General features: G+C 46.6%; 21 protein-coding genes. 3 read left to right on the top strand and 18 right to left on the bottom strand.

Annotated elements, in window-relative coordinates; genetic code table 11:
• Positions 1-70 precede the first annotated feature (70 nt).
• Positions 71-1138 (bottom strand): AI-2E family transporter, encoded by a 1068-nt coding sequence (locus NLX78_RS16655; RefSeq protein WP_069290190.1) that lies wholly within the window; start codon positions 1136-1138, stop codon positions 71-73.
• 212 nt (positions 1139-1350) lie between these two features.
• Here NLX78_RS16655 and NLX78_RS16650 point away from each other — a divergent pair, with 212 nt between their 5' ends.
• The gene (locus NLX78_RS16650; protein ID WP_254351007.1) at positions 1351-3324 is read left to right on the top strand and encodes a methyl-accepting chemotaxis protein; all 1974 of its coding nucleotides are present in this window, start codon (positions 1351-1353) and stop codon (positions 3322-3324) included.
• A gap of 166 nt (positions 3325-3490) precedes the next feature.
• On the opposite strand, the gene NLX78_RS16645 is transcribed toward NLX78_RS16650, so the two are convergent.
• From NLX78_RS16645 to cymR, 4 genes are all read right to left on the bottom strand, one after another.
• The gene (locus NLX78_RS16645) at positions 3491-3703 is read right to left on the bottom strand and encodes a hypothetical protein (protein ID WP_013311529.1); all 213 of its coding nucleotides are present in this window, start codon (positions 3701-3703) and stop codon (positions 3491-3493) included.
• Positions 3704-3713: 10 nt separating this feature from the next.
• Positions 3714-4235: a PRC-barrel domain-containing protein gene (locus NLX78_RS16640; protein ID WP_069290192.1), complete on the bottom strand. Its 522-nt coding sequence runs from the start codon at positions 4233-4235 to the stop codon at positions 3714-3716.
• A gap of 136 nt (positions 4236-4371) precedes the next feature.
• The gene (locus NLX78_RS16635; protein ID WP_254351006.1) at positions 4372-5523 is read right to left on the bottom strand and encodes a cysteine desulfurase family protein; all 1152 of its coding nucleotides are present in this window, start codon (positions 5521-5523) and stop codon (positions 4372-4374) included.
• Positions 5524-5534: 11 nt separating this feature from the next.
• A complete protein-coding gene (gene cymR, locus NLX78_RS16630; protein ID WP_013311532.1) occupies positions 5535-5954 on the bottom strand; it encodes a cysteine metabolism transcriptional regulator CymR in 420 nt (139 codons plus the stop codon).
• Positions 5955-6258: 304 nt separating this feature from the next.
• Here cymR and mnmA point away from each other — a divergent pair, with 304 nt between their 5' ends.
• Both mnmA and NLX78_RS16620 read left to right on the top strand, forming a co-directional pair.
• The gene (gene mnmA, locus NLX78_RS16625; protein ID WP_165178721.1) at positions 6259-7380 is read left to right on the top strand and encodes a tRNA 2-thiouridine(34) synthase MnmA; all 1122 of its coding nucleotides are present in this window, start codon (positions 6259-6261) and stop codon (positions 7378-7380) included.
• Positions 7381-7787: 407 nt separating this feature from the next.
• Positions 7788-8618: a PPK2 family polyphosphate kinase gene (locus tag NLX78_RS16620; protein WP_235308657.1), complete on the top strand. Its 831-nt coding sequence runs from the start codon at positions 7788-7790 to the stop codon at positions 8616-8618.
• Positions 8619-8735: 117 nt separating this feature from the next.
• Here the strand turns inward: NLX78_RS16620 and crcB (NLX78_RS16615) are convergent, their stop codons facing one another.
• The 13 genes from crcB (NLX78_RS16615) to dtd form a co-directional block, all read right to left on the bottom strand.
• The gene (gene crcB / locus NLX78_RS16615) at positions 8736-9092 is read right to left on the bottom strand and encodes a fluoride efflux transporter CrcB (protein ID WP_254351005.1); all 357 of its coding nucleotides are present in this window, start codon (positions 9090-9092) and stop codon (positions 8736-8738) included.
• A complete protein-coding gene (gene crcB / locus NLX78_RS16610) occupies positions 9089-9490 on the bottom strand; it encodes a fluoride efflux transporter CrcB (protein WP_254351004.1) in 402 nt (133 codons plus the stop codon). Before crcB (NLX78_RS16610) ends, crcB (NLX78_RS16615) begins: the two co-directional genes overlap by 4 nt.
• An 85-nt stretch (positions 9491-9575) precedes the next feature.
• Positions 9576-10886, bottom strand: a complete 1311-nt coding sequence (locus NLX78_RS16605) for a replication-associated recombination protein A (RefSeq protein ID WP_254351003.1) — start codon at positions 10884-10886, stop codon at positions 9576-9578.
• A 359-nt stretch (positions 10887-11245) separates the two neighbouring features.
• Complete coding sequence (locus NLX78_RS16600) at positions 11246-13387, bottom strand: HelD family protein (protein ID WP_254351002.1); 2142 nt, start codon at positions 13385-13387, stop codon at positions 11246-11248.
• A 303-nt stretch (positions 13388-13690) separates the two neighbouring features.
• Positions 13691-15508 (bottom strand): ABC transporter ATP-binding protein, encoded by a 1818-nt coding sequence (locus tag NLX78_RS16595; RefSeq protein WP_165178724.1) that lies wholly within the window; start codon positions 15506-15508, stop codon positions 13691-13693.
• 97 nt (positions 15509-15605) lie between these two features.
• Positions 15606-16904 (bottom strand): NCS2 family permease, encoded by a 1299-nt coding sequence (locus tag NLX78_RS16590; protein ID WP_254351001.1) that lies wholly within the window; start codon positions 16902-16904, stop codon positions 15606-15608.
• A gap of 174 nt (positions 16905-17078) precedes the next feature.
• On the bottom strand, positions 17079-17828 hold the full coding sequence (locus NLX78_RS16585; RefSeq protein ID WP_013311554.1) for a tRNA threonylcarbamoyladenosine dehydratase: 750 nt from the start codon (positions 17826-17828) through the stop codon (positions 17079-17081).
• 152 nt (positions 17829-17980) lie between these two features.
• Positions 17981-19759 (bottom strand): aspartate--tRNA ligase, encoded by a 1779-nt coding sequence (gene aspS / locus NLX78_RS16580; RefSeq protein WP_250260597.1) that lies wholly within the window; start codon positions 19757-19759, stop codon positions 17981-17983.
• Between the two features lie 83 nt (positions 19760-19842).
• A complete protein-coding gene (gene hisS / locus NLX78_RS16575; protein ID WP_023989920.1) occupies positions 19843-21087 on the bottom strand; it encodes a histidine--tRNA ligase in 1245 nt (414 codons plus the stop codon).
• A gap of 689 nt (positions 21088-21776) precedes the next feature.
• A complete protein-coding gene (locus NLX78_RS16570; RefSeq protein ID WP_250260596.1) occupies positions 21777-22247 on the bottom strand; it encodes a hypothetical protein in 471 nt (156 codons plus the stop codon).
• A gap of 62 nt (positions 22248-22309) precedes the next feature.
• Positions 22310-22816: a type 1 glutamine amidotransferase domain-containing protein gene (locus tag NLX78_RS16565; protein ID WP_134903560.1), complete on the bottom strand. Its 507-nt coding sequence runs from the start codon at positions 22814-22816 to the stop codon at positions 22310-22312.
• Positions 22817-23044: 228 nt separating this feature from the next.
• A complete protein-coding gene (locus NLX78_RS16560; protein WP_165178728.1) occupies positions 23045-23206 on the bottom strand; it encodes a hypothetical protein in 162 nt (53 codons plus the stop codon).
• 118 nt (positions 23207-23324) lie between these two features.
• The gene (gene dtd / locus NLX78_RS16555) at positions 23325-23771 is read right to left on the bottom strand and encodes a D-aminoacyl-tRNA deacylase (protein WP_023989923.1); all 447 of its coding nucleotides are present in this window, start codon (positions 23769-23771) and stop codon (positions 23325-23327) included.
• Between the last annotated feature and the right edge of the window lie 101 nt (positions 23772-23872).

The raw sequence follows: 23872 nt of genomic DNA, 5'->3' as shown, positions 1-23872 counted from the left end.
TCAGTATATCCGTGTCATTTAGCCGTGTCAACGCGATTTCAGACAAGATACATACGGTGTATGGACAAAATCAGATTGTTTTCCGCTTCACATAATAAGCAAAAAAATGCTGAAGTCCTACCTTTAAAACCGCCATCACGGGAACCGCTAAAATCAAGCCGGTAATTCCCGCAATTTCCCCACCCACTAGCAAAGCGAAAATAATGGCTATCGGATGCAGATGCAACGTTCGTCCCACCACCTGGGGAGAGATAACATTGCTCTCCAACACTTGAATACAGGTGTTAACGACCACGACCAAAAGCACCATTTTTAAGGAGACCGTAGAAGCCATGACTACTGCCGGAGCGGCTCCCAAAAAGGGGCCCAAATACGGAACGATGTTAAAAACCGCAACCACTCCTGCCAACAACAGCGCATAAGGCATGCCAATGAGCATATAGCCGAGATAAGCCATCACTCCAATAATGACGCATACCAGTAATTGTCCCCTGACATAGTTTCCAAGCGCCTGATCAATTTCCTTAAGTACCGTTACAATCGCCTTGCGACGAGAACGCGGGAGGTAAGACACAATCGTCCGCTCGAACACATCAAAATCCTTCAAAATATAAAAAATGAGGAACGGTACAATGAACACATTGAACAGCATGTTGATCATCCCGCCAATGTTATCCATAAAGGTAGAAATCCCTGTTGCCATCCGATTCTCTAGTTGGAAAAACCATTGATTCATACCCGTTCGCACCCCTTGGGGCAAAATGCCGCTATCCATACTCGTCATTAATCCCTGTGCATGTATGGTCAGCTCAGGCAGATGCTCATTCAGCTCATCCAGTTGTTCAATGAACATTGGAATCAGGTTCATCAGAATCACAACAAGACTGGCTAAAAACACAGCATAGATGAGCAGCACAGCTACGCTTCGAGGCACCTTGCGACCGCCTAGCATACTGACAACGGGATTAAGTACATAGGAGATGATCATCGCTACCGCAAACGGAGCAATGATTGTTTTCAGAAATTCATACAAATGCAAAAACAAAGGTCGCAGCAGCCAGATAAAATATAGAATGACAAGTCCCAGCAGCGTCCATATTCCGTACCGGAACAGTCTACTTTTCGTTAATTGCTCCATTTCGTGCCCCCTTACCGGACTAGCCTCCTTTAAGTATATGCCTGTACCTCTACTTTAATCCTTCCCGCAAGTCTGGATTACCCTATAGATTACTATTGTAAAAAAATGATGAAAACGGATGAAAACAATTAACAAAGTCATTCCATCTGACGATATAAGTACAAAGCACTACTTTAAGCTTTCACATTTCTGAAACATCGGGGGGTCGTTACATGAACTTAAAAATCAAGCTTATTCTCCTTTTTACTTGTATTGTTATCGTTGCAGCTGGGCCATTGTCGATCATTAGCATGACAAGCGTTAAAAATCAGGCCAACCATGATATCCAAGAGCTTATGAACAGCAAAGCCTCCGAAACCGTCAACCAGCTCGACGGATGGATAGGTGGTAACGCCAAAATTATTGAAACATTGGCTGCAGGCCTGGAATCCAGCGATATTTCATCAGATGCCAAAGCCGTATCTCTGAAAGCAGCTTTTCAAAACTATAAAGATCAAAATATTTCCAATATTTATGCAGGCTTTGAAGATGGGTCCTACTGGGATGGATCTGGCTGGTTTGAAGCAGGTTATGATCCTCGCGCTCGACCGTGGTACAAGGATGCCAAAACCAAGGGAGAAATGTATTACTCGTCCCCATACATTGATGCAGGCAGCAAGGACTTCACCATTTCCATTGCTAAGCCTCTTAAGGATTCCAACGATTCTATCACCGGGGTAGTCAGCGAAGACATTATGCTCAACGATATGACAAAAATGATTCAAAGCATAAACCTGAACGGATTGGGCTACGCATTTCTGATTGACCAAAATGGAGCCGTGATCGCGCACCCAGACAACAAGCTGGCTGGCAAAAACCTCAAGGACACCCCCGAGTTGGGCTCATCAACCGCGGACCTGCTGAGCGCAGCTTCGGGAGAAACAGACTATAGCTATAATGGTAGTGACCGTCAGCTTTATTTTAAAAAAATGCCTAGCACAGGCTGGATTGTAGGGTTGTCTATTTCCAAAGATATTGCTTTTCAGGAGTATTACTCCACTCGTAATACGTTGATTATTACGGTTGCTATCATCTTGGTCGTCGCTATGCTGCTGGCAATCTGGGCGGCAAACAACTTTATTAAGCCGATTCGCAGACTCCAAGCGAATGTCAAACGTATAGCTGAAGGTGATATGACCGCTCGTGTAGATGTTAAGGGTAAAGATGAAATTGCCAGCCTGGGAACAGATTTTAATATCATGTCTGATAATCTCTCTCACCTTTTGCGCAAGGTATCAGATACTGCTGGTGATGTCAGCTCAGCTTCCCATGATATGCATCAACACGCCAAAGATACTGGAACCATCGCGTCACAAATCTCCAGTGCAGTTCAGGAGCTTGCCCAAGGAGCGAGCGATCAAGCTGAGGCTGTATATTCCGGCTCTGAGAAGCTGACTCACATGACAGGCTCCATCGACCAGATCGGCGAAAGTGTCAAACGCACCCAAACTGCCGTGTTCGAAACAGATTCTGCCGTGCTTGCAGGGTATGAAACAGCAGAACGTCAAGCGAAACTGGCCGCCGAGTCCAGACAAACGACGACTGCGGCAGGAGAAGCTGTAGATTCGCTCGCGCTGAAAACTCAGGATATTGAGCGGCTGGCCGGGGCCATCCACAATATCGCCGCACAAACAAACCTGCTGGCCCTCAATGCATCTATCGAAGCAGCACGGGCCGGGGAACACGGACGAGGTTTTGCTGTCGTCGCGGGAGAAGTGAGAAAGCTGGCTGAGCAAGCGGGCAGTTCCAGTGACAGTATCATGAGGAAGCTGGAAGAAATTAAAATTGCAGGAGTTCAAAGCGCAGAGGAAATGAAGAAAGCACTTGCTGTAACTGTAGAACAGGAGCATGCTGCCATTGCAACGAGACAGGCGTTTGAATCCATTCGTGGGGCTTCTCAGCATATGCTTGCCCAAATTGAGGACGTTACCGCCGCCGCAGATCATCTCCGTGTGAATGCTGGACATATTTCCGATGTCATTTCCAGCGTTGTCGCTGTTTCTGAACAAAGTGCAGCATCTACAGAGGAAGTGGCTTCTTCTGTACAAGAACAAGGTCATGCCATGAACAATATTGCCGACCTTTCTGCCAAACTCGATTCTCACGCTGATCTTCTATTGGAAGAGGTCAAACGCTTTAAATTGTAAAACTAACCATCTTCATAAATATGGTATACAAAAGAGGGTGCCCCGAACGGCCATATGGCTGTTCGGGGCACCCTCTTCGTTGTTTTTTATCAAGCATTATCCAACCTACTAAGCCGTATGTAGATCACACCTCTTAGTAGCAGCCTGTCCACTTCCGGTGTCAAGCTTAGGAAGAAGCATGAATTTGCGGCAAGTCCTGTTGTGCCATCTCGTCTCCAAAGAATAGGTCGTCCAGCGAACTGAGCGTTCCATCCTCTTCCACTTGGTAGACAGACATTTTTTCACCATTCACCTGAAGTTCGATAAAGCATCCCCAGCAATAAAATTGATGGGAGCCGATTTTGCCGATATCTTTGGAATTACAATTCGGACATCTCAATAAACTCACCCTATCCATTAACAGAATATATGGCTTTTTCCAGACGCTGCTCGCTTAACGGGGGAACCATAACGGCATTTTCCCCGATGGACATATCTTCGGTGCAGGGCAGCCATTTCCGCCCTTCTATAATATCCGATACAAAACCATCGCTGATTTCCAAGCCTATTATGTTATTGCCCATTTCCTGGTCAAAATAAACATCCGAGATGTGCCCGAGCATAAGCCCTTCCTCTGTTAGCACGGATAGATCCTTCAGTTTACCGGGTCCAAGCAAGTACGTATGTTGTATATCATGGGCCTCCGTTTTACGGACAGCCTGCTGATTGCGAATCATGATCGCATCCTCACCGTAAGCAACGATGTCATCCCAAGCAACCATTTTCACGTGAGAAGAAAAAAGCCCTTTTCCTTCCAACTCGATCCCTGTGATTCGCCAATCAGCTGTCACCATAAAGTCATGTATTTTGCCAATCTGCTTCCCGTTCTCCACATCGAAAACGGCAAGTCCGATCATATCTTGAAGCTTCATATTATAGGGTACCTCCTCATTCTGCAATCCGAACGAAGGTGCGGTCATTTTCCTACATGCCTGTCAGACCTTGCTTCCGTTCATGCAATGAAATGGAAAACCGCCCCTCCCTTCTTATTAAAATGCGGAGAAATCCCTAGTACCTAGTACGCAGCCGCTTCCATATGGTTTCAATTTTCTTGGCCGTGTATTCCATTTCTTCCGTAGTATTACCCAATCCGAAGCTAAACCGAATCGCTGAATGTAAAACATCTTCAGGAAGATCCATCGCCTGCAATACATGCGATAGCTCTAGAGATCCCGAAGTACAGGCTGATCCGCTTGCTGCTGCGATTCCTTCCATGTCAAGGTTCATCAACATGGTCTCTGTACCAATGGCCGGAAAGCTAACATTGAGGACATTAGGTAAAGAATGTTCAGGGTCACCGTTAATCACAAAATTTTGGTTACCCAGAGTGTCTTCCAACCCTTTAAGCAATGTCTGACGAAGAACCGTATCGTGCGCCTCACGCTCCTCAATGGAAGTATTAGCAAGAGTTGCGGCTTTAGCCAGACCCGCAATACCAGCGATGTTTTCTGTTCCGGCACGGCGTTTCTTCTCCTGAAGACCCCCATGCATTAGCGGCTGAATGCGTGTACCCTGACGGATATATAATGCACCCACCCCTTGTGGTCCGTTAATCTTATGACCCGACACACTCAGTAAGTCAATCGGGAGATTCCGGCAGTCGATGGATATATGACCGAAAGCCTGAACCGCGTCTACATGGAATACAATGCCATGTTCTCTCGCAATCTGCCCTACTTCTGAGATCGGCTGAATGACGCCCACCTCATTGTTGGCATACATCATACTGATCAAAAAAGTGTCCGGTCGAATGGCAGCCTCGATATCCGCAGGGTTCACGCGTCCAAAAACGTTGACCGGGACATAAGTCACCTCATACCCCGCTTTTTCCAGCTCATCACAAGCATGAAGCACTGCGTGATGTTCAACTGCGGTTGTAATCATATGCCCGGAAGTACGGCCGTCTGCCGTAGCCGTCCCAAACAGGGCCAGATTATCGCTTTCTGTCCCTCCGCTCGTAAATATAATTTCTTCAGGCTTGCAGCCCAAAGAGGCCGCAACGGCATCCCGAGCAGCGCTGACGGTGCGCTTGGCATCGCGACCAAAAGCATGAACGCTCGAAGCGTTGCCAAATTGGCCGGTCATGATGTCCATCATAGTCTGCGCAACCTCAGGATGCATAGGAGTCGATGCGGCATGATCCAGATAAATTCTGTTCATGTTAATCCACCTCAAATATAGAACATGTAATTGTCCAATTCATCATGTTCTTGGTATGTGATCAAGTCCTTAAGTGTAGTAGAATCCAACACTTCAGCAATGCTGTCACGAATACGCAGCCACAGCTGACGTTTTGCCGGATCGTCTTCTTCCGTGAAATCTACTGGAGAAATCGGACCTTCCAGTACACGAATGATGTCTCCCGCTGTTACTCCTGCCGGTTCATTCGCCAAAATATAACCGCCGTAAGCACCACGGATACTTTTTACCAAACCTGCATTACGCAAAGGCGCGATGAGCTGTTCCAGATAATGCTCTGACAGCTGATTTTTTTCGGCAATACTTTTCAAAGAAGTTGGGCCTTCGCCAAACCTGGCTGCAAGTTCCATCATAATGGTCAGGCCGTAACGGCCCTTCGTTGATATTTTCAATTGTGCCACCTCACTTATAGTAACAATTCCGTTAAACACGCGGAATAACTGGTGTTGTAAACCTCTCTATTCCGATCCTAACCCTCAGCTTATGTTAACATATTAGGGCAGGTAAAGGGAAACATTACGGTAACAATCTTAAAAAAAGTTGCTTTCGGGCGATTTGGAACAGCTTTAGCCCATTTTATATAGCTTTCTTCCATCGTTCGCCGTGTCGTTGGATCGTCCAAACATCGTATCTTATTATCGTTTATGTTACAATAGGTGGGTTCTACAACAATATTGAAAGAATTGGGTGATGACCATGGCTAAAGCCAATCATGAAACCCGTGTCGTCGTCGGGATGTCCGGTGGCGTCGACTCATCCGTTACCGCGCTGCTGCTGAAGGAGCAGGGCTATGACGTAATCGGCATCTTCATGAAAAACTGGGATGACACGGATGAATTTGGCCGTTGTACGGCTGAGGAGGATGCGGAGGATGTGCGCCGCGTCTGTGAACAGATCGACATTCCTTACTATACCGTCAATTTTGAGAAAGAATACTTCGATAAAGTATTCTCCTATTTTCTTGATGAATATAAAGCTGGACGCACACCCAACCCGGATGTCATGTGTAACCGTGAAATTAAGTTCGGCGAGTTTCTAAATAAAGCGCTGGATTTGGGAGCAGATTATGTTGCTACTGGACATTATGCACGGGTTGTGGAAGAAGACGGCCACTTTACTTTGTTGCGAGGTGTGGATAGCAACAAGGATCAGACTTATTTCCTAAATGCATTAAGCCAAACACAGTTATCCCGAGCGATGTTTCCCATCGGTCATCTGCCGAAACCAGAAGTACGTAAAATTGCGGAAGCTGCGGGACTGTATACGGCCAAGAAGAAAGACAGCACAGGCGTATGCTTTATCGGCGAGCGTAATTTCAAGGAGTTTCTGAGTGGATATCTGCCTGCAAAAGGTGGAGACATGGTGGATATCGCTACTGGTGAAGTCAAAGGACGCCACGATGGTCTGATGTACTATACACTGGGTCAACGACAAGGCTTGGGCATTGGCGGCTCAGGTTCAGGTGAACCGTGGTTTGTAGCGGATAAGGATCTGGAGAAGAATATTCTATATGTGGTACAAGGTGATCGTCACCACAGCCTGTATTCTACCAGCCTGATTGCAACAGATGTGAACTGGATTGAAGGCGCAGATACTCGTCCGTCCGGCGAATTCCGTTGCACAGCCAAGTTCCGTTATCGCCAACCTGATCAGCAAGTAACTTTACAATGGCTTGCCGATGGAACCGTGCATGTCATATTCGATGTACATCAAAAGGCCATTACGCCTGGACAAGCTGTTGTATTTTATGATGGGGAACGCTGTCTGGGTGGAGGAACCATTGATAAGGTTGAAAAACTTCAGCCTGAAACAGTTTAAATGAATGACCATTTTTCATTGATATAGTAGGAATTAAAAAAAGTCGTCTCTCCAGATTTGGAAGGGGCGACTTTTTTTATGAAAGATGTTTTTATTTAATGATTGAAAAAGAGTTCATAATCTGCTCTTTATGATGTCTGTCATGCTAAGCAAACATTCCTTGCAAAAAAATTTCCCATGGTGTGGTGTATACACGTCTCTTATAATCAATTATATACTTCCCATTTTAAATAGGAATCGTCATATTTAAATAAGAGCGCTACAATGGACTTCTAACTTATTGCCTATGTAATCCTTTTCGAATTAACTTGAAAGACCATTAATGCATAAGGAACTTTTGATAACATCCTCATTTGGGTATATGATGTAGACAAGATCATACTTCAATTGAAAAGGAGCGTGCCTTTATGTCTGATTCATTAGGAATGCTGACACCGGGTAAAAAAGTTTCTTTGAAAGAATGGGACCCTAAGGATACGAAGAATATCAAAAATAAAGAAGAAATCCGACAGGAAACAGATCAATTGAAGGAACGCTTCATGGAATTACAAAGCAAATTATTTACAGAGAAAAAACAATCCGTTTTGTTTGTATTTCAGGGTATGGATTGCAGCGGCAAAGATGGCGTCATCAAACAGGTATTTTCCAACCTTAACCCTGCGGGGGTGACTGTCCACAGCTTTAAATCACCTACGGCTGAGGAATTAAGTCATGATTTCTTGTGGCGTGCTCATAGCGTTACCCCAGGACGTGGGTATATTGCAGCATTTAACCGTTCTTATTATGAGGATGTGCTGATTACACGTGTTCACGGACAGATATCCGATAAGCAGGCCAAACGGAATATTAAGCATATCAAACATTTTGAACAGTTGTTGCTGGATAATGGTGTAAAGGTGGTTAAAATCTTTTTACATATTTCAAAGCAATTTCAGTTAGAAAAGCTGATCGATCGAATTGAAAAGCCTCACAAAAACTGGAAGCTCGATCCAAGTGATTTGCAGGAACGAAAATTTTGGAAGCAATATACCCAGTATTATGAGGATGTATTAGAGCTAAGTGCAACCAAACAAGCTCCTTGGTATGTCGTTCCTTCAGACAACCGTTGGTATAGGGATTATACTGTGCTACGGATTGCCGTCCAAACGCTGGAGGAAATGAAGTTGTCTGATCCTGAACCAAGACCTGAACTTGAATCCCTTTTACCTGAATTGTATAAAGAACGAGATAAAAATTAGCTGTATAGGTACAGCACTAAGCTTCCAACAAAACCGTATCACGGCTGAGAATGCCTTGAGTCGAGATTGGAAGCTTTTTATTGCATTTTTACGTGTTATTTCGAAAATGTATAGAGTTTAATTTACTCTGTACCCGATAGCCGCAGCTATAACTCCTACCACGACGGAGGACAGTACATACATAGCCATGCGTCGGTACTCTTTACGCTCCATCAGTTGAAGAGATTCATAGCCGAATGTGGAAAAGGTGGTGTAGCCGCCACAAAAACCTGTTCCTAGCAGCATCCAGAGTGCAGGAGACAAATGGTTTTGCGTAAACTGACCATAGAGCCATCCTAGCAGCAATGAACCGCTGACGTTAATGATCCACGTCCCCCACGGGAATACGGTACCGAACCTCTTTCCAGCCCACATGCCAAGCCCGTATCTCGCCAGTGTACCCATAATCCCGCCTGCCGCCGCCCACCAGATCATAAGCGTTCCTCCTTGGAAGCGGCCTGCGTCATTTTTGTACCTAGGCGGATACCTGTCCATGTCAAAAACAGCCCTCCGCCTACGCTAAGCAGCAGGTACAACACAGCCGTCAGCATACGATCATGAACCGTGAGGCGTACAGCATCTACTGCAAAAGTGGAAAAGGTGGTAAAGCCCCCTGTAAAGCCTGTTCCGATGGCAAGTCGCAATCGCGGCTTGATCCGCCACGATCGCAAGGTTACCGTAAAGAACCAACCAAGAAACAGGCAGCCGATCCAATTGATTAGCAGCACACCAAGTGGAAAATCCGCACCCGCCGCAGGCAGCAGCGATTGCAGGCCATAACGGGTAGAGGTTCCAAGCGCTCCGCCCGCGGCAACGAATAGCACGTCTTTCATCTTCTTATCCCCTTCTTCGCTCTTGCACGATCATGATGTAACGTGACGATTTCGTACACACTCTGTATATGAAGTCGCACATATATTAAGACTGTGAATCCCGCCAGCGCTGGTTTTGCCTGATTTTGGACTCATTCCCCTGCTCAGTAGCCTGATAGAAGGTTTGGTCTGCTATTGAATCGGGCAAATATTGCTGCTTCACATAATGATTCGGATAATTATGTGGATATTGATAGCCAACATGACCGAGCTTTTCCGAGCCTTTGTAGTGTGCGTCACGCAAATGGAGTGGCACCTCGGCCGATTTGATATCGTCCATAGCCGACACGGCCCGTGAAATTGCCGTATATACGGCATTCGATTTGGGGCTTTCCACAGCGAACAAAATGGCCTGTGCAATGTTCAGTTTGGCCTCGGGCCAGCCGTTATTGCGATAGGCTTCAAGCGCACTCACCGCTTGCACCATTGCCTGCGGGTTCGCCAGGCCAATGTCCTCACTGCTCGCCGCGATGAGGCGGCGGATAAAGGTCATCGGGTCCATGCCGAGCTTTTCTACGGCGTACAGGAACCAGAACAGCGCAGCGTCGCTGGAGCCGCGAATGCTTTTGTGAAAGGCCGACAGCACGTCATACTGCGTGGATTCATCTGCTTTGACAATCGGGCGACGGATGGATTCCTCTGCGACTTCCAGTGTCACGTGAATCGTGCCGTCTGCCAGCGGAGGCGTCGTGAGCGCCGCCAGTTCCAGCGCGTTCAAAGCGCGGCGGATATCACCATTCGCCATGGACGCGATGTGAGCCAGTGCAGCTTCATCTACCTGAAGCTGCATGTAGCCGAGCCCTTTGTCCGCATCGCTCAAGGCACGGCGCATAGCAGCCAGCGAATGCTCCTGCGTTAGCGCTTCAAGCTGGAACAACGTAGAACGGCTCATTAAAGCGCCGTTGACGTAGTGAAAGGGATTTTCAGTGGTGGCGCCAATAAACACGATCGTGCCCTTTTCCACCGCAGGCAGCAGTGCATCCTGACGTGAACTGTTAAAACGATGTACCTCGTCGAGAAACAAAATGGTTTTTTTGCCATACATCGATTTATTCGTCTGTGCACGGTCAATGACTTCTCTTACGTCTTTCACAGATGCTTCTACAGCATTCAGACGTACAAAATCGCCTTGCGTGTGTTGCGAGATAATATGTGCCAACGTCGTTTTGCCGCACCCCGGCGGTCCGTACAACAAAATAGAAGAAACCTGATCTACCTCTATAGCTCTTCGCAACAGCTTACCCGGACCCACAACATGCTCCTGTCCAATATATTCATCCAGCGAAGTCGGACGCAAGCGATCCGCAAGCAACCGATTGCTTGGCGTTGACTCTTGGGAATATGAAAATAAGTCCATTTCATTCACTTCCTTATGGTTTATGAACGAACACTTTCTCTTTTTCTTTGAAAACATACTATATTATGTTCGCTCATACGGTTGAAAATCATGAAAATTCAAGTCACCTTTGATTCTGATACGGTATAAACCGCATCTTATTCTACCATATCCGTTAACAAGTTGCAGATAGCATGGTCACGGCACGGCTGTAGATCTACAAGTCAGTCGCCTACAAAAAAGAAAGAACAGCCTTAGACGAAAGATGAATTTCGTGGCTGTTCTTCGACTGGCATAACTTCATAATTTCCATCACTAAGATAAACAGTAACAAAAAGGAATACAACAACTCAGGCGATGCTTTACAACGCTTTTTCTGCTTACTCCGTCTGTGCCTGTACGTAACTAGGAAGTGAGCCATCATGCAATAGCCACAGCTCATGCAGCGCACGGGTACATCCTACATACAGCAGTTTTGCATCCCATGCCCGTTCTCCATAATGCTCATGGTCGGCATCCGCCACAATAACTGCATCGAACTCCAGACCTTTGGATAGGTACACAGGCAGTACCGACAAACCGCCTTCATATTGCTTTTTACCACCGTCAATCAAATTCACATCCAACCCCGCGCTTGTGAAAACCTCATGTAGCTCCACGGCCTCTTTTAAGGTGCGGGTCAGCACAGAAACGGTACGATACTCCTTGGAGGACAGCTCTTTTAGAGCGGTGAGCAAACTCTGCTCACGCACGGATGAGTCGTAAGACATCGTGCGCACCGGATCGCCACTACGAAATACCGGAACTGCCGTAATACCGCCGCGAACTCCCTGCTCCAAAATCGTGTTTGCAAATTCTATTATTTCCAAGGTTGATCTGTAGCTCCGCGTAAGTGCAAAATACCCTGTATGTTCCGGCGCAAAAAGAGAACTCACTTCCTCCCACGCATGTACACCACGGTATTCATGGATGCCCTGCGATAAATCGCCCAGTATCGTAAAGGAATGCCCTTTTACGAACAAATCCAGCAAAGCGATATGAAAAGGTGAAAAATCCTGTGCTTCATCAATGACCACATGGTCAAAACGTTGGGATGATTCTACCTCATGAATCAGCACGTGAAGATACACTAACGCAGTCAGATCTTCTTCACGGATAATCTGTTTTCGCAGATCCGACTGTGTGGCCTTAAAAATAGCAGGCGGCAGAGAAGCCTTCATCTCCGCAGCCGTATCTGCGGGTAACCCTTTAGCTGCCTGAAAAAGCTGCTTATAGAGCGTCAGTGCGTCATATTGTGGCCATTTTTTAGCATATGCCTTTTCACGTGCCCCTGCCTTTTTTTTGCGTTCCTTGAGCGCTGCCGCCGAAGGCGACTTTTTCAGCTCCATTTCAATCCAGCGGTGCACTCTTGCCAGCACACGCTCCTTACGCTTCGCGAGCGGATAAGGCTTATATTCCTCATTGAACCAATTCAAAATCTCAGCTCGCGGTAGCACCGCCCCATCCCATGGTGAAAAATCATCCTCTGGCACGGAAATGGGCTCCAGTCGTTCAACAAAAGCTTGAAGCAGCTCCATAAAATGAACCGAACCCTTGAATCTTCCCGGCGCCTCATCCATGGATTCCTTTCTCAGACTGCCACTCTCAAACCAATAAGATAATGTTTCGGCAGGATCAGCCAAAGGTAAATCCAAACCCAACAAATCCAGCGCCCAGTCTACAAATGTACTTTGCTGAATATTCCCGACCCCCAGCTCTGGAAGTACATCTGAAATATAGTCAAGGAACATATGGTTTGGTGCGAAAATTACCATTTTGTCGGCCGATACCTGATCCTTGTATTGATACAGCAAAAATGCGAGCCGATGCAGCGCTACCGTCGTCTTGCCACTACCCGCCACCCCCTGAATAACGAGGGCTGTATTTTTAGCCGCACGGATGATCTGATCCTGCTCCGCCTGAATGGTAGATACGATATCCCGTAAACGGTTATCCTTGTTTTCTCCCAAACGATAAACGAGAAACTCATCGGAAACGGCCGGCTCGTCGCTTTCACGATTATACGTATCGGCTACCCGTTCCAGGATTCTTTTCCGAATGACAACGTTGCGCTTCAGATAGACCAAGCCCTCAATGGTTCCCTCGGGAGCCTCATAGGACGCAGTTTCTTCACCACCTGTAAATGAATAAAACAAGCTGGCAATCGGTGCACGCCAATCAATCACCAGCGGATACGTTGACGTTTCTTCACGCTCCACTCCAATTTTACCGATATAAAGTGGCTTCCGCTGCCCTCTGCCACGTTCGTCAAAATCCATACGACCAAAATAAGGCTCCTGCGAGCTTTTGGCCAAAGCCTGACGTTTTTCCTCCCGTGCCGATTCTAGCACTTGCTCCGTAAAATCATGCCCGGTGTACACCGGCGTATTGCGAAGCCGTTCCAATCTCCGATCAATTTCCTCCATAGCAAGCGACAGCCTGTGCTGTTCTTCTTGATAGGCACTTTGAAACTCATTCTCCATTTCAGTTACCTCCTAAGAATATCAAGTCTCGATTTCTGCATCGCATTCACTTGCTCCGACACAAAAAAAGGAAAGTAAGCGTAACACATTTAACCATAAAAATCCAACCTTATTTCCTAATACGCCTATTCCCCTACTCTTTCACAAAAGTATGAAGCTTTGCGGCACCAGTGGAGCGGGTGATTTGAATCCGAAGAAGCGGAGCGTTCGCCTTTGCCTCTGAATTCCCCCCTGTCCTCATTACAATGAGAGGAATTCAGAGGCAACAGCGATCGGAGGATCAAATCACACGCGCAGCGGCCTCTAATGCTCCATACTCCTCTCCCCCATCTCCACAAACTGCTTTTGAGCCAGCTCACGGTACACCTGATGGGACTCTAATAACTCCGTATGAGTTCCTGCACCGGTCACCTTACCCTTGTCCAACACGATAATCTGATCGGAGTGCACCACCGTAGACAAACGATGAGCAATGACAATCGTCGTGCGTCCTTCCATCAAGTTCGCTAGGGCCTTCTGTACCTCATGCTCAGATGAGCTGTCCAGACTAGATGTAGCCTCATCCAGCATGAGAATGTCAGGGCTACGAAGAAGCGCACGCGCAATAGCGATCCGTTGACGCTGCCCTCCGGACAGCTTCATTCCCCGTTCTCCCACCTCCGTATTGTAGCCTTGAGGTAGATCCATAATAAATGTATCCGCATACGCCATCGTGGCTGCTCGTCTCACTTCTTCCAAGTCAGCTTCGCGCCCCAAGCCATATGTAATATTATCTCTGACCGTTCCGGTCATCATTGAGCTTTCCTGCGATACATAACCAATTTTGGAGCGCCAGGAGGAAAGTGTATATGACGATATCGGTTCGTCTCCATAACGAATTTCACCTGTATCTGGCACATAAAAGCGTTCCAACAATGAAAACAAGGTGGACTTCCCACTTCCACTCGGTCCCACGAATGCTGTCGTCCGGTTAGCCGGAATGACCAAGTTCGCATTATGAAGGACCTCTTCACCTTCGGTATAAGAAAAGGCAACATCACGAAGTATAATATCTCTGCTCTCTTTCGCCGCTTCCTGCTTCAACTCGAGCGGTTCTTCTTCATGATCTAAAATCGTCTGAATCCGTTCAGTAGCCCCAACCACCTTTTGCAGACGTGAATACAGGGTCGTGAATTGTGCCATCGGTGTGATCACCTGAAACAGCAGCAAAATAAAAGCCACCAAATCCCCAGCGGTCAGCACACCCGATGCGACACGAACACCACCAACACCCAATATAATGACCAGCACTGCAGTCAGCAAGAAGGTAGAAATGGGACCTACAAGGGCCAGGATACGTGACTCTTGCAAACCGAAGCGGAACATCCGGTAAATACGATCCTCACCGGCCTGAGCCTCTCTGCTTTCGGTTCCGTAGGCCTTCACCAGTCTGATTTCGCCGATAACCTGACTCAACACTGAGGTCAGATCTGCCATCTCATCCTGCTGTTTTTTGGAGATGCGGTACATTTTTCTGCCTACCGGAAATAAAATCAGGGCTGTTAGCGGAACAATGGCCATAATAATGAGCGTCATCACCCAATCCAGATAAAATAACAATGCAATACCACCAATAATTGCGATCACATTAGAAATCAGATTGACTAGATACTCCGTAATTAAGTTCATAATCAGGCTTGTGTCATTGGTGACGCGACTCATCGTATCTCCTGACCGATTCCGATCAAAGTAAGGGATAGGTAGAGATAAGATTTTATGCCATAAGCGTTTGCGCAAATTAGCCACAATCTTATGCCCGGCATAGTTCAACATATAGATAGAAACCGCCGAAGCCACCGCTTGAAGCACAAAAGCGCCAAGCAGACCAACAATGACCATACGGTTTAGTGAAGAAAAGGTCAAGCCATCAATCAACCCTTTGGTCATCATGGGTACGATTAAACCAGCAATGGTCTGAATCAGCGTCAGAATCAGGGCGATGATTAGAATAGCCTTGGGCGGATGTGCACTCGCAATCAATTTGATAAACCGCCCCATGCCAGCCTTATCCGGTCTTTTACCCGACTTTTCCTTCATCTGGTCCTCCTGCTCATCTTGGTGTGTATGATGTTCTTTTTCCATATGCCATCAACCTCGCTTCCTGTCTGACCATTCTTGTTCAAACAACAACACCCGCGCTCTGCGCGGGTATGAACAGTACAATCTATCTTCGAGTTTACTACACCAGAGAATGAAGCACAAAGTTAGCCACAAACAGTACAGAAATGATATATAATGCAACAGGCACTTCCTTGCCCCGTCCTGCTGCCAGCTTGGCTACGGGGTATGCAATAAATCCAAATGCCATCCCGTCCACAATACTGTAAGTAAAGGGCATCATCACCATGATCAGAAATGCAGGAAACGCTTCAGTAAAATCACTGAAATCCATCTCTCGCACATTTTGCACCATTAGACCCCCAATGATGATCAACACGGGCGCAATGGCACTGTCAGGAATATAAGCCAACAGAGGAATAAAGAAAAACGTCGCTCCGAATAAAATAGCAGTTACCAGCGGTGTCATTCCCGAGCGTCCCCCCGCTGCAATGCCAGCCGTTGATTCCGCAGCGGCTACCGCCGGACTGCTACCCAAAATACCGGCAAAGATATTGGTTACAGCCAACACACGCAAGCTGTTTTTAAATAAATCCGGTCTTCCAATCATGTTGGTTTGTGCAGTAATCATACCAATATTCTCGAATAGCACAATGAGTAGGAGCAAAAAGACAGCGATCCAGAAAGCTACCGAGACAATGCCTGAAAAGGAAAGCTCTCCAAACAATTGCCCATACTGTCGCACCGTTTCAGAGGTTCGTACCGTGCTTGTAGGCTCTACAGCTCCTAGTATATAAGCAAGGCCAGTTCCCGCCAAAATGCTAATTAGTAAACCTCCCTGAACGTTACGCACAAACAATACAATAGCGAGAAGCAACGTTACACAAGCCGTAATTACCTTGGGATCATTAAAATGGCCAATAGCCACAAAAGTCGTCTGATGAGCAATCACGATGCCGCTTTTTTGCAATCCGATAAAGGTTAAAAACAACCCAATGCCCACCGTAATTCCGTGCTGCAAATTATGGGGAATCGCTTGGCTAATCAGCTTGTACAATGATGTAAAAGCCACAATGGCGAATAATATCCCTGTGACGGCAACCACCATCAACGCTTCCTGCCAGCTCAGCTTCATAGAATGTACGAGCGTATATGTGAAAAAAGCATTAATTCCCATCCCGGGTACAACGACCATTGGAGATTTCCCACCAAAAGCCATAAGCAGGCAGCCGATCATCGATGTCAGCAGCGTCCCGAGCATCGCTCCTTGGAGGGGAATCCCGGCATCTGCCAAAATAGTTGCATTAACCATAACAATGTATACAACGGAAAAATAAGAAATGGCCCCAGCGGCTAATTCCTTTTTCCAATGATGCTCGGGCTTGAAACCGAGACTTCTGGACCATAGTCCACCCTTCATACCAAAACCCTCCAGCAAGTTGTTCAATCTGTTTGCAGTAAGCTGCGCTTTTTCAAAATAAAAAAGAGCTGTAGCAACTGTGACACAAAGAATGTGATGCACAGAACTACAGGTCTTAAAGTGAATATATACTGATGTAAATCTACGAATGCACTGCCATGCTATTTTTGCAACTTACACACCAGCGTGTTCTAACAAATCCTTCACGGCTACACTAACCATGATCAGTCCTGCTACCGGAGGTACAAATGCATTGCTTGCAGGCGGCTGCTTCGCCTTCCGAATTTCAGGCGCGTTTGCAGGTACAATTTTTTTTGTAATTTCTTCACGTGGCTTCATCGGTTCCTCATCGGAGAACACAACTTTGACGCCTTTGGTAATGCCTTCCTTGCGCAACTTGGTGCGGATGACACGGGCAATCGGGTCCATTCTCGTCTGGGAAATATCCGCAACTTGAAAACGACTTGGATCCATTTTATTCGCAGCGCCCATACTGGAGATCATCGGAATCCCCCGTTTCAGGCATTCCTTAATCAAATGAATTTTATATATAATCGTATCCGAAGCATCCAGCACATAATCCAATTCGTACTTGAACAGTTCCTCATATGTTTCTTCTGTATAAAACATGTTCAGTGCAATCGCTTCACATTCAGGATTAATCAGCTTCACACGCTCTACCATCAGATCAGCCTTTTTTTGACCTACCGTCGTTGTCAACGCATGAATCTGGCGATTAATATTGGTGATATCTACAACATCTTTATCAATCAAAATGATGCGTCCAACACCCGTGCGCGCCAGTGCTTCCACTGCAATCGAACCGACACCGCCAATACCCAGCACGGCCACCGTGCTATTTTTCATAACCTCTAGACCTTCAGTTCCAATGGCCAGTTCCGTTCGTGAAAATTGATGCAACAATATGGTATATCCTCCCTCACTGATTTAAACTCTATGCCTGAACTCCAGCATACAAACCACGAACCCATTATCCATATGAGGGTAACGGGTTCATGGCATTCTATAAGCTATCTCATGCCAATGGATGGCACTTGCTAAGCCAAATGTTCGTCTTAAGCTTTAGGCGCAACAGGCTTCGGAGCAAGACGAATATGAAGCTGATCCAATTGAGCTTGATCCACTTCGGCTGGTGCATCCATAAGCAGGTCTGTCGCGCTGGCTGTTTTCGGGAATGCAATAGTTTCACGCAGATTTGTACGACCTGCAAGCAGCATGACAAGACGGTCAAAACCGAAGGCAATACCACCATGTGGAGGCGTACCATATTCAAATGCATCCAGCAGGTAACCGAATTTATCCTTCACTTCTTCAGGCGGCAGGTTGAGCGCTTTGAACATTTTTTCCTGAACTTCACGTTTGAAAATCCGCATCGAGCCGCCACCCACTTCGTAGCCGTTCAGCACGATGTCATAGGCTTGAGCACGAACTTGACCTGGATCGGTATCCAAGAGGCCAAGGTCTTCGTCCTTCGGACGGGTGAACGGATGGTGTTCCGCCACATAACGTTTTTGTTCTTCGTCATAGCCGAGAAGCGGGAAGTCTACAACCCAGGCAAATTTGAATTTGTTATCGTCGATCAGTCCCAAATGACGGCCAATTTTCAGACGAAGCGCGCCCAAAACATCAGCAACTACTTTTTTATTATCCGCAGAAAACAGCAACAGATCGCCTTCTTCGGCTCCCGTACGCTCTTTCAAGGCTTCGATTTCTTCCGGTGTGAAGAATTTAACGATAGGTCCCTTGAATTCGCCTTCTTTCACTTGAATCCAAGCCAAGCCCTTTGCTCCATAACGCGCTGCAAAAGGACCCAGGTCATCAATGTCCTTACGGCTCCACGTGCCACATCCTTTGGCATTAAGGACTTTAACTTCGCCACCCTTTTCAATTACGGAAGCAAATACTTTCACACCACTGGTTGCCACGATATCATTAACATTTATCAGCTCAAGACCAAAACGCAGGTCAGGCTTGTCAGAACCATACTTGTCCATTGCCTCTGCATGTGTAATCCGTTGGAACGGTGTTTCCAGTTCTACCCCAACGGTTTCTTTGAACAATTTCACCATAAGACGCTCCATCATTGGCAGCAAGTCATCCTGTTGCATAAAGGAGGTCTCAATATCGACCTGCGTGAATTCAGGCTGGCGGTCAGCACGCAAGTCTTCATCACGGAAACAACGTGCAATTTGGTAGTAGCGCTCCAGGCCACCCACCATCAGCAATTGCTTGTACAGTTGTGGCGATTGCGGCAAGGCGAAAAACTCACCCTCATGCACCCGGCTAGGTACCAGATAATCACGTGCGCCCTCTGGGGAGCTTTTCGTCAAAATTGGTGTTTCCACCTCGACGAACTCTTCTCCGTCCAGGAAGTCACGGAATATTTTTGCTGCTTTAGAGCGCAGTTTCAAGGTCTGGTACATTTCCGGACGACGCAGGTCCAAATAACGGTATTTTAAACGCAGAGACTCGTCCACTTCTACACCATTTTCAATGAAGAACGGAGGTGTTTTAGACGCATTCAATACTTCGATTTCAGTGACGCGTACCTCAATTTCACCTGTAGGCAGGTTCGGGTTAATCGTTTCTGCATCACGCTTAACAATAGTACCGGTAACCTCAAGCACGTATTCACTACGGACACGATCCGCAATTTGCAGTGCGTCACCGGAATACGCCGGATTAAACACGATTTGTACAATTCCGCTACGGTCACGTAGGTCTATAAAAAGTACGCCCCCCAAATCACGACGAGTTTGTACCCAACCGTTTAATGTAACTGTTTCTCCGATATGCGCATGAGTCAATGCGCCGCATTGATGACTCCTTTTCATAATACACACTCCTGTTTATGTTTAGTAGTTAATGCTATATGACAGCCAGAGGGAAACTTCCCCTGACTGATGTTACATTATTTTTATCCTAATTCTTCCACCAGCTGATCCAGCTTAACGGTACGTTGCTCGCCGGTTTCCATGTTTTTCAGTGCAATTTCACCCTGAACCAGCTCATCCTCACCCAGAATCGCAGTATACCTTGCTTTAAAGCGATCGGCTGATTTCATCTGCGCCTTCATTTTACGCCCCAGATAATCTCGTTCTGCGGAAAATCCGGCTTGACGCAACTTGAATAGTTGTTTAGTTACTTCCGTTTCTGCTGCTTCTCCCAACGCTACCATATAGATATCTAACGGCTTGGCTTCGTTCAGTTTGACACCTTGATGCTCCAAGATCAGCTGAATTCGCTCCAGTCCAATGCCAAAACCAATGCCCGGCTGATCCGGTCCGCCCAGATCTCCAACCAATCCGTTGTAGCGGCCGCCTCCACCGATCGTGTCTATGGCACCAATTCCTTCGGCTTTGAATTCGAACGCTGTCAACGTATAATAATCCAGCCCCCGTACCAAACGCGGGTTAACTGTATATTCCACGCCCATGGCATCCAAATTTTGCTTCACTTTCTCAAAATGCGTGCGGGATTCCTCATCCAAACTATCCAAAATCGAAGGTGCTCCGCCAAATTTGTCCTGGTCATCTTTGCTATCCAGCACTCGTAGCGGATTACGCTCAATGCGTGCTTGGCTCTCCTTGGTCAACGTATCCTTAATTGGCATCAAGAAGTCTACCAGATGCTGACGATAAGCTGCCCGGCTGGCTGCATTACCGACGGAGTTAATCTCCACCTGTACTCCTTTCAAGCCCAGTTCACGGCAGAATTGATACCCAAAAGCAATAACTTCTGCATCCAACGCCGGATCGACCGCACCAAATGCTTCAATTCCAAATTGGTGAAACTGGCGCTGACGCCCAGCCTGTGGACGCTCATACCGGAACATCGGGCCGATATAATACAGCTTAGTTACATCCGGCTCCCCGTATAGTTTGTTCTCCACATAGGAGCGGACAACCCCTGCTGTTCCTTCTGGACGCAAAGTCATGCTGCGCTTCCCTTTATCCTCAAAAGTATACATTTCTTTTTCCACCACATCCGTCGTTTCACCCACACCTCGAACGAACAAATTCGTCTGTTCGAACATGGGCGTACGAATCTCTCGGTAATTAAAGCGGCGGCTAATCTCACGGGCTTTTTCCTCGACAACTTGCCATTTTTCTACACTGCCCGGCAGCAAATCCTGTGTTCCCGTCGGTTTTTGAAAGGCCATTAACGTATCCCCCCATCGTTGTATTTCGTATTGTGCACTTTCTTATTGCTCCACTTTCAAATAAAACAAAAAATCCCTCGTCCTGTTAACATTAACAGGGACGAGGGATTGTCGTTTACAAATCACCCGTGGTACCACCCACATTCCGGAGTTTACCCAGACAACCAGCATAAGAATCACTCATTGCCCGTCAGCATTATACTGACTCCGCTCATACGTATAACGCCCGTAACGCGCAGTACGGCTATTATGCAGGACCATCCACTGTCGGCACAGTTGCAATGTACTTTCAGTAGGGTTTCCTCAATTGTTCGCCGCCTGTTCTCGGGGAGGTCATTCATCCGCTCATCAAGGGAATTTTTACAGCCTGGAAATTCCTCTCTGCGCTTGTGGGTTCGGAGTACTTGGTCCCGTCATCAAATCATTTTTCATTATTTTATGATTTTAATGAACCGCTTCGACAAAGTCAAGAGATTCTCCCTATAATCGGACAAATAAGGCTTATAAAAAGAAAAAACCTGCGGAAACGGTCCGCAGGTTCAAAAAGATATATCAAAAGGGGGTCATGCTGTTATTATAAACAACGAATATTAAGGAATGATGTTTCGAATATTACAATTGTATTACAGTCACTCTTTTGCAGCTGAATTTCTCAAGTATCGACAATCTCTTTTGTCGCGCTCTCAGCTTTAATCCAACTGCGATACATATCCACGATTGGAACGTAGCTTATAAATGACCTCATCATAATCGGCATCATTCACCTTTGCTGATAATACATACCGTAATTCATCTTGATCACCGTTAATATACACATCTGTCGCACGGAGCAACCCTCCGTCATGATTCGTTGTTCCACCCCGATCTTCATTCAGATCCCTTTGGGCTGAGCCAGAGTTAATCTGGCCATCCTTCGCATCTGGTAGAATATTCTCGCCATAAGCACCCGCCGCAGGGATTGCCGCACCTGCAGAGCCTCCTGTGCTCACAGAACCTGTATTGTTATAGGGGACCAGCGGAATTAAAACTCTCGTCTCCCGACCGAGCGCATCATCCAAAGCACCTACTTCCAAATGTTCAGTTCTATAAGCTTGAAGCGAGGCTCTGGCACCCTCAGCTTCATCTTCTGTGCGAAAATAAGCCTGAATCTGTTTTGCCATATCAAATCCTCCTCGTTTGGGAATTGTACTGGCATTAATCTAAGGAAATATTCACGTTCAAATTACAATGCTTTTAATAACTCACGCACAAAGGCAGGCTCATCCTTAGGGGTCCGAGACGTAATAAAGTTACCGTCCACAACCGCCTCTCGATCCTCAAAATGAGCACCCGCATTAATTAAGTCATCTTTCAACGGAGGATAAGCAGTAATCGTCCGGCCTTGTAACAAATCGGCACTCGCCAAAATTTGTGGCCCGTGACAGATAGCGCCAATCGTTTTTTTGGACTCGTTAATTTCAGTCACAAATTTCAGAACATGTGCATCCAATCGCAGATTTTCCGGGGAGGATCCGCCGGGAATAACAACTGCATCATAGTCACTTGATTTCACATCTGCAATGGCTTTTTCAATAGTGTAGCTTGCTTTACCTTGCTTACCGCTCACTTTCTCACCTTGCTTCAGCCCAACAATATCTGCCTCATGTCCAGCCTTTTTTAATTCATCATAAGGTACCTTCATTTCAGAATCTTCAAATTGGTCAGCTAATAAAAATGCAATTTTACTCATTAATGTTCAGATCTCCTTTCCGGTTATCTTCGAAACAAGTTAAAATTAAGTTTGTTTGTCTACCACGATTTGTTATTACCCGCTTGATCTGTTTTTATAACAATCGCAGCGGCGGAAAAGAAAAAGGAGCCTTTCGGCTCCTGCACTAATTCAATGCTACATATTTTATTTTTGTCCTCTTTGTGCTACTTTCGGGTAGCACCTCATAATGCTACATTTAACCCGATGTTACCTGCGTGGCAAGGCACCGCGTCCCGGCTTGTCGATGGCTGCTGCAACATGCTGTAATAACGTATCAGCATTACGAGTAAGGCTGATTGCCTCCTGCATGCTACCGGGAAAAAGCAGCACAGTGCTTCGAGGCCCGTCCATTTTTGGGGTTTGACGCATAGCTTCGTCTCTCCTGTCACCCTTAGGCTATCCGCCTGGCTAATCACCAATCGGGATGACATTATGGTCCCTCTGAACAGCTATTTTATTCTACTCAGACCACGCCGTGAATGTATAGTTACGAACGTTCGGTATCCAAAATCAGTGTCACTGGGCCCCAGTTCGTCAATGAAACATCCATCATAGCCCCAAAAATTCCCGTTTCTACCTCCAGGCCCTTGGCTCGAAGCTGACTGTTGAAGAAATCATACAGCTTTTCCGCTTCCTCAGGCTTGGCCGCCCCCATAAAGTTAGGCCTTCTTCCTTTACGGCAGTCACCATACAACGTAAATTGAGAGACAGACAAAATGGCTCCACCGACATCCAGAACGCTGTCATTCATTTTACCTTCAGCATCCTCAAATATACGTAATCCCGCTGTTTTATCCGCCAAATAAACGGCATCGGCTGCTGTATCTCCCTGACCAATACCAACCAGCAGCATTAATCCGGTTCCAATCTTGCCGACCACCTTTTGATTCACCGTTACCTGAGCGTCTTTACAGCGCTGAATAATGATCTTCATCGCCTATCCGATATCTCCTTTAACCTTCCCTTTTAAAAGGTGCTCACAGCCGTATTATGGCTCTTTTAGCAACCCATGGGTCTTTCTACCCAAGATGTGTT

Source organism: Paenibacillus sp. Lou8.1 (genome assembly GCF_024213565.1).
GTDB lineage: Bacteria > Bacillota > Bacilli > Paenibacillales > Paenibacillaceae > Paenibacillus > Paenibacillus polymyxa_B.
This window is presented reverse-complemented; position numbering and strand designations above follow the sequence as displayed.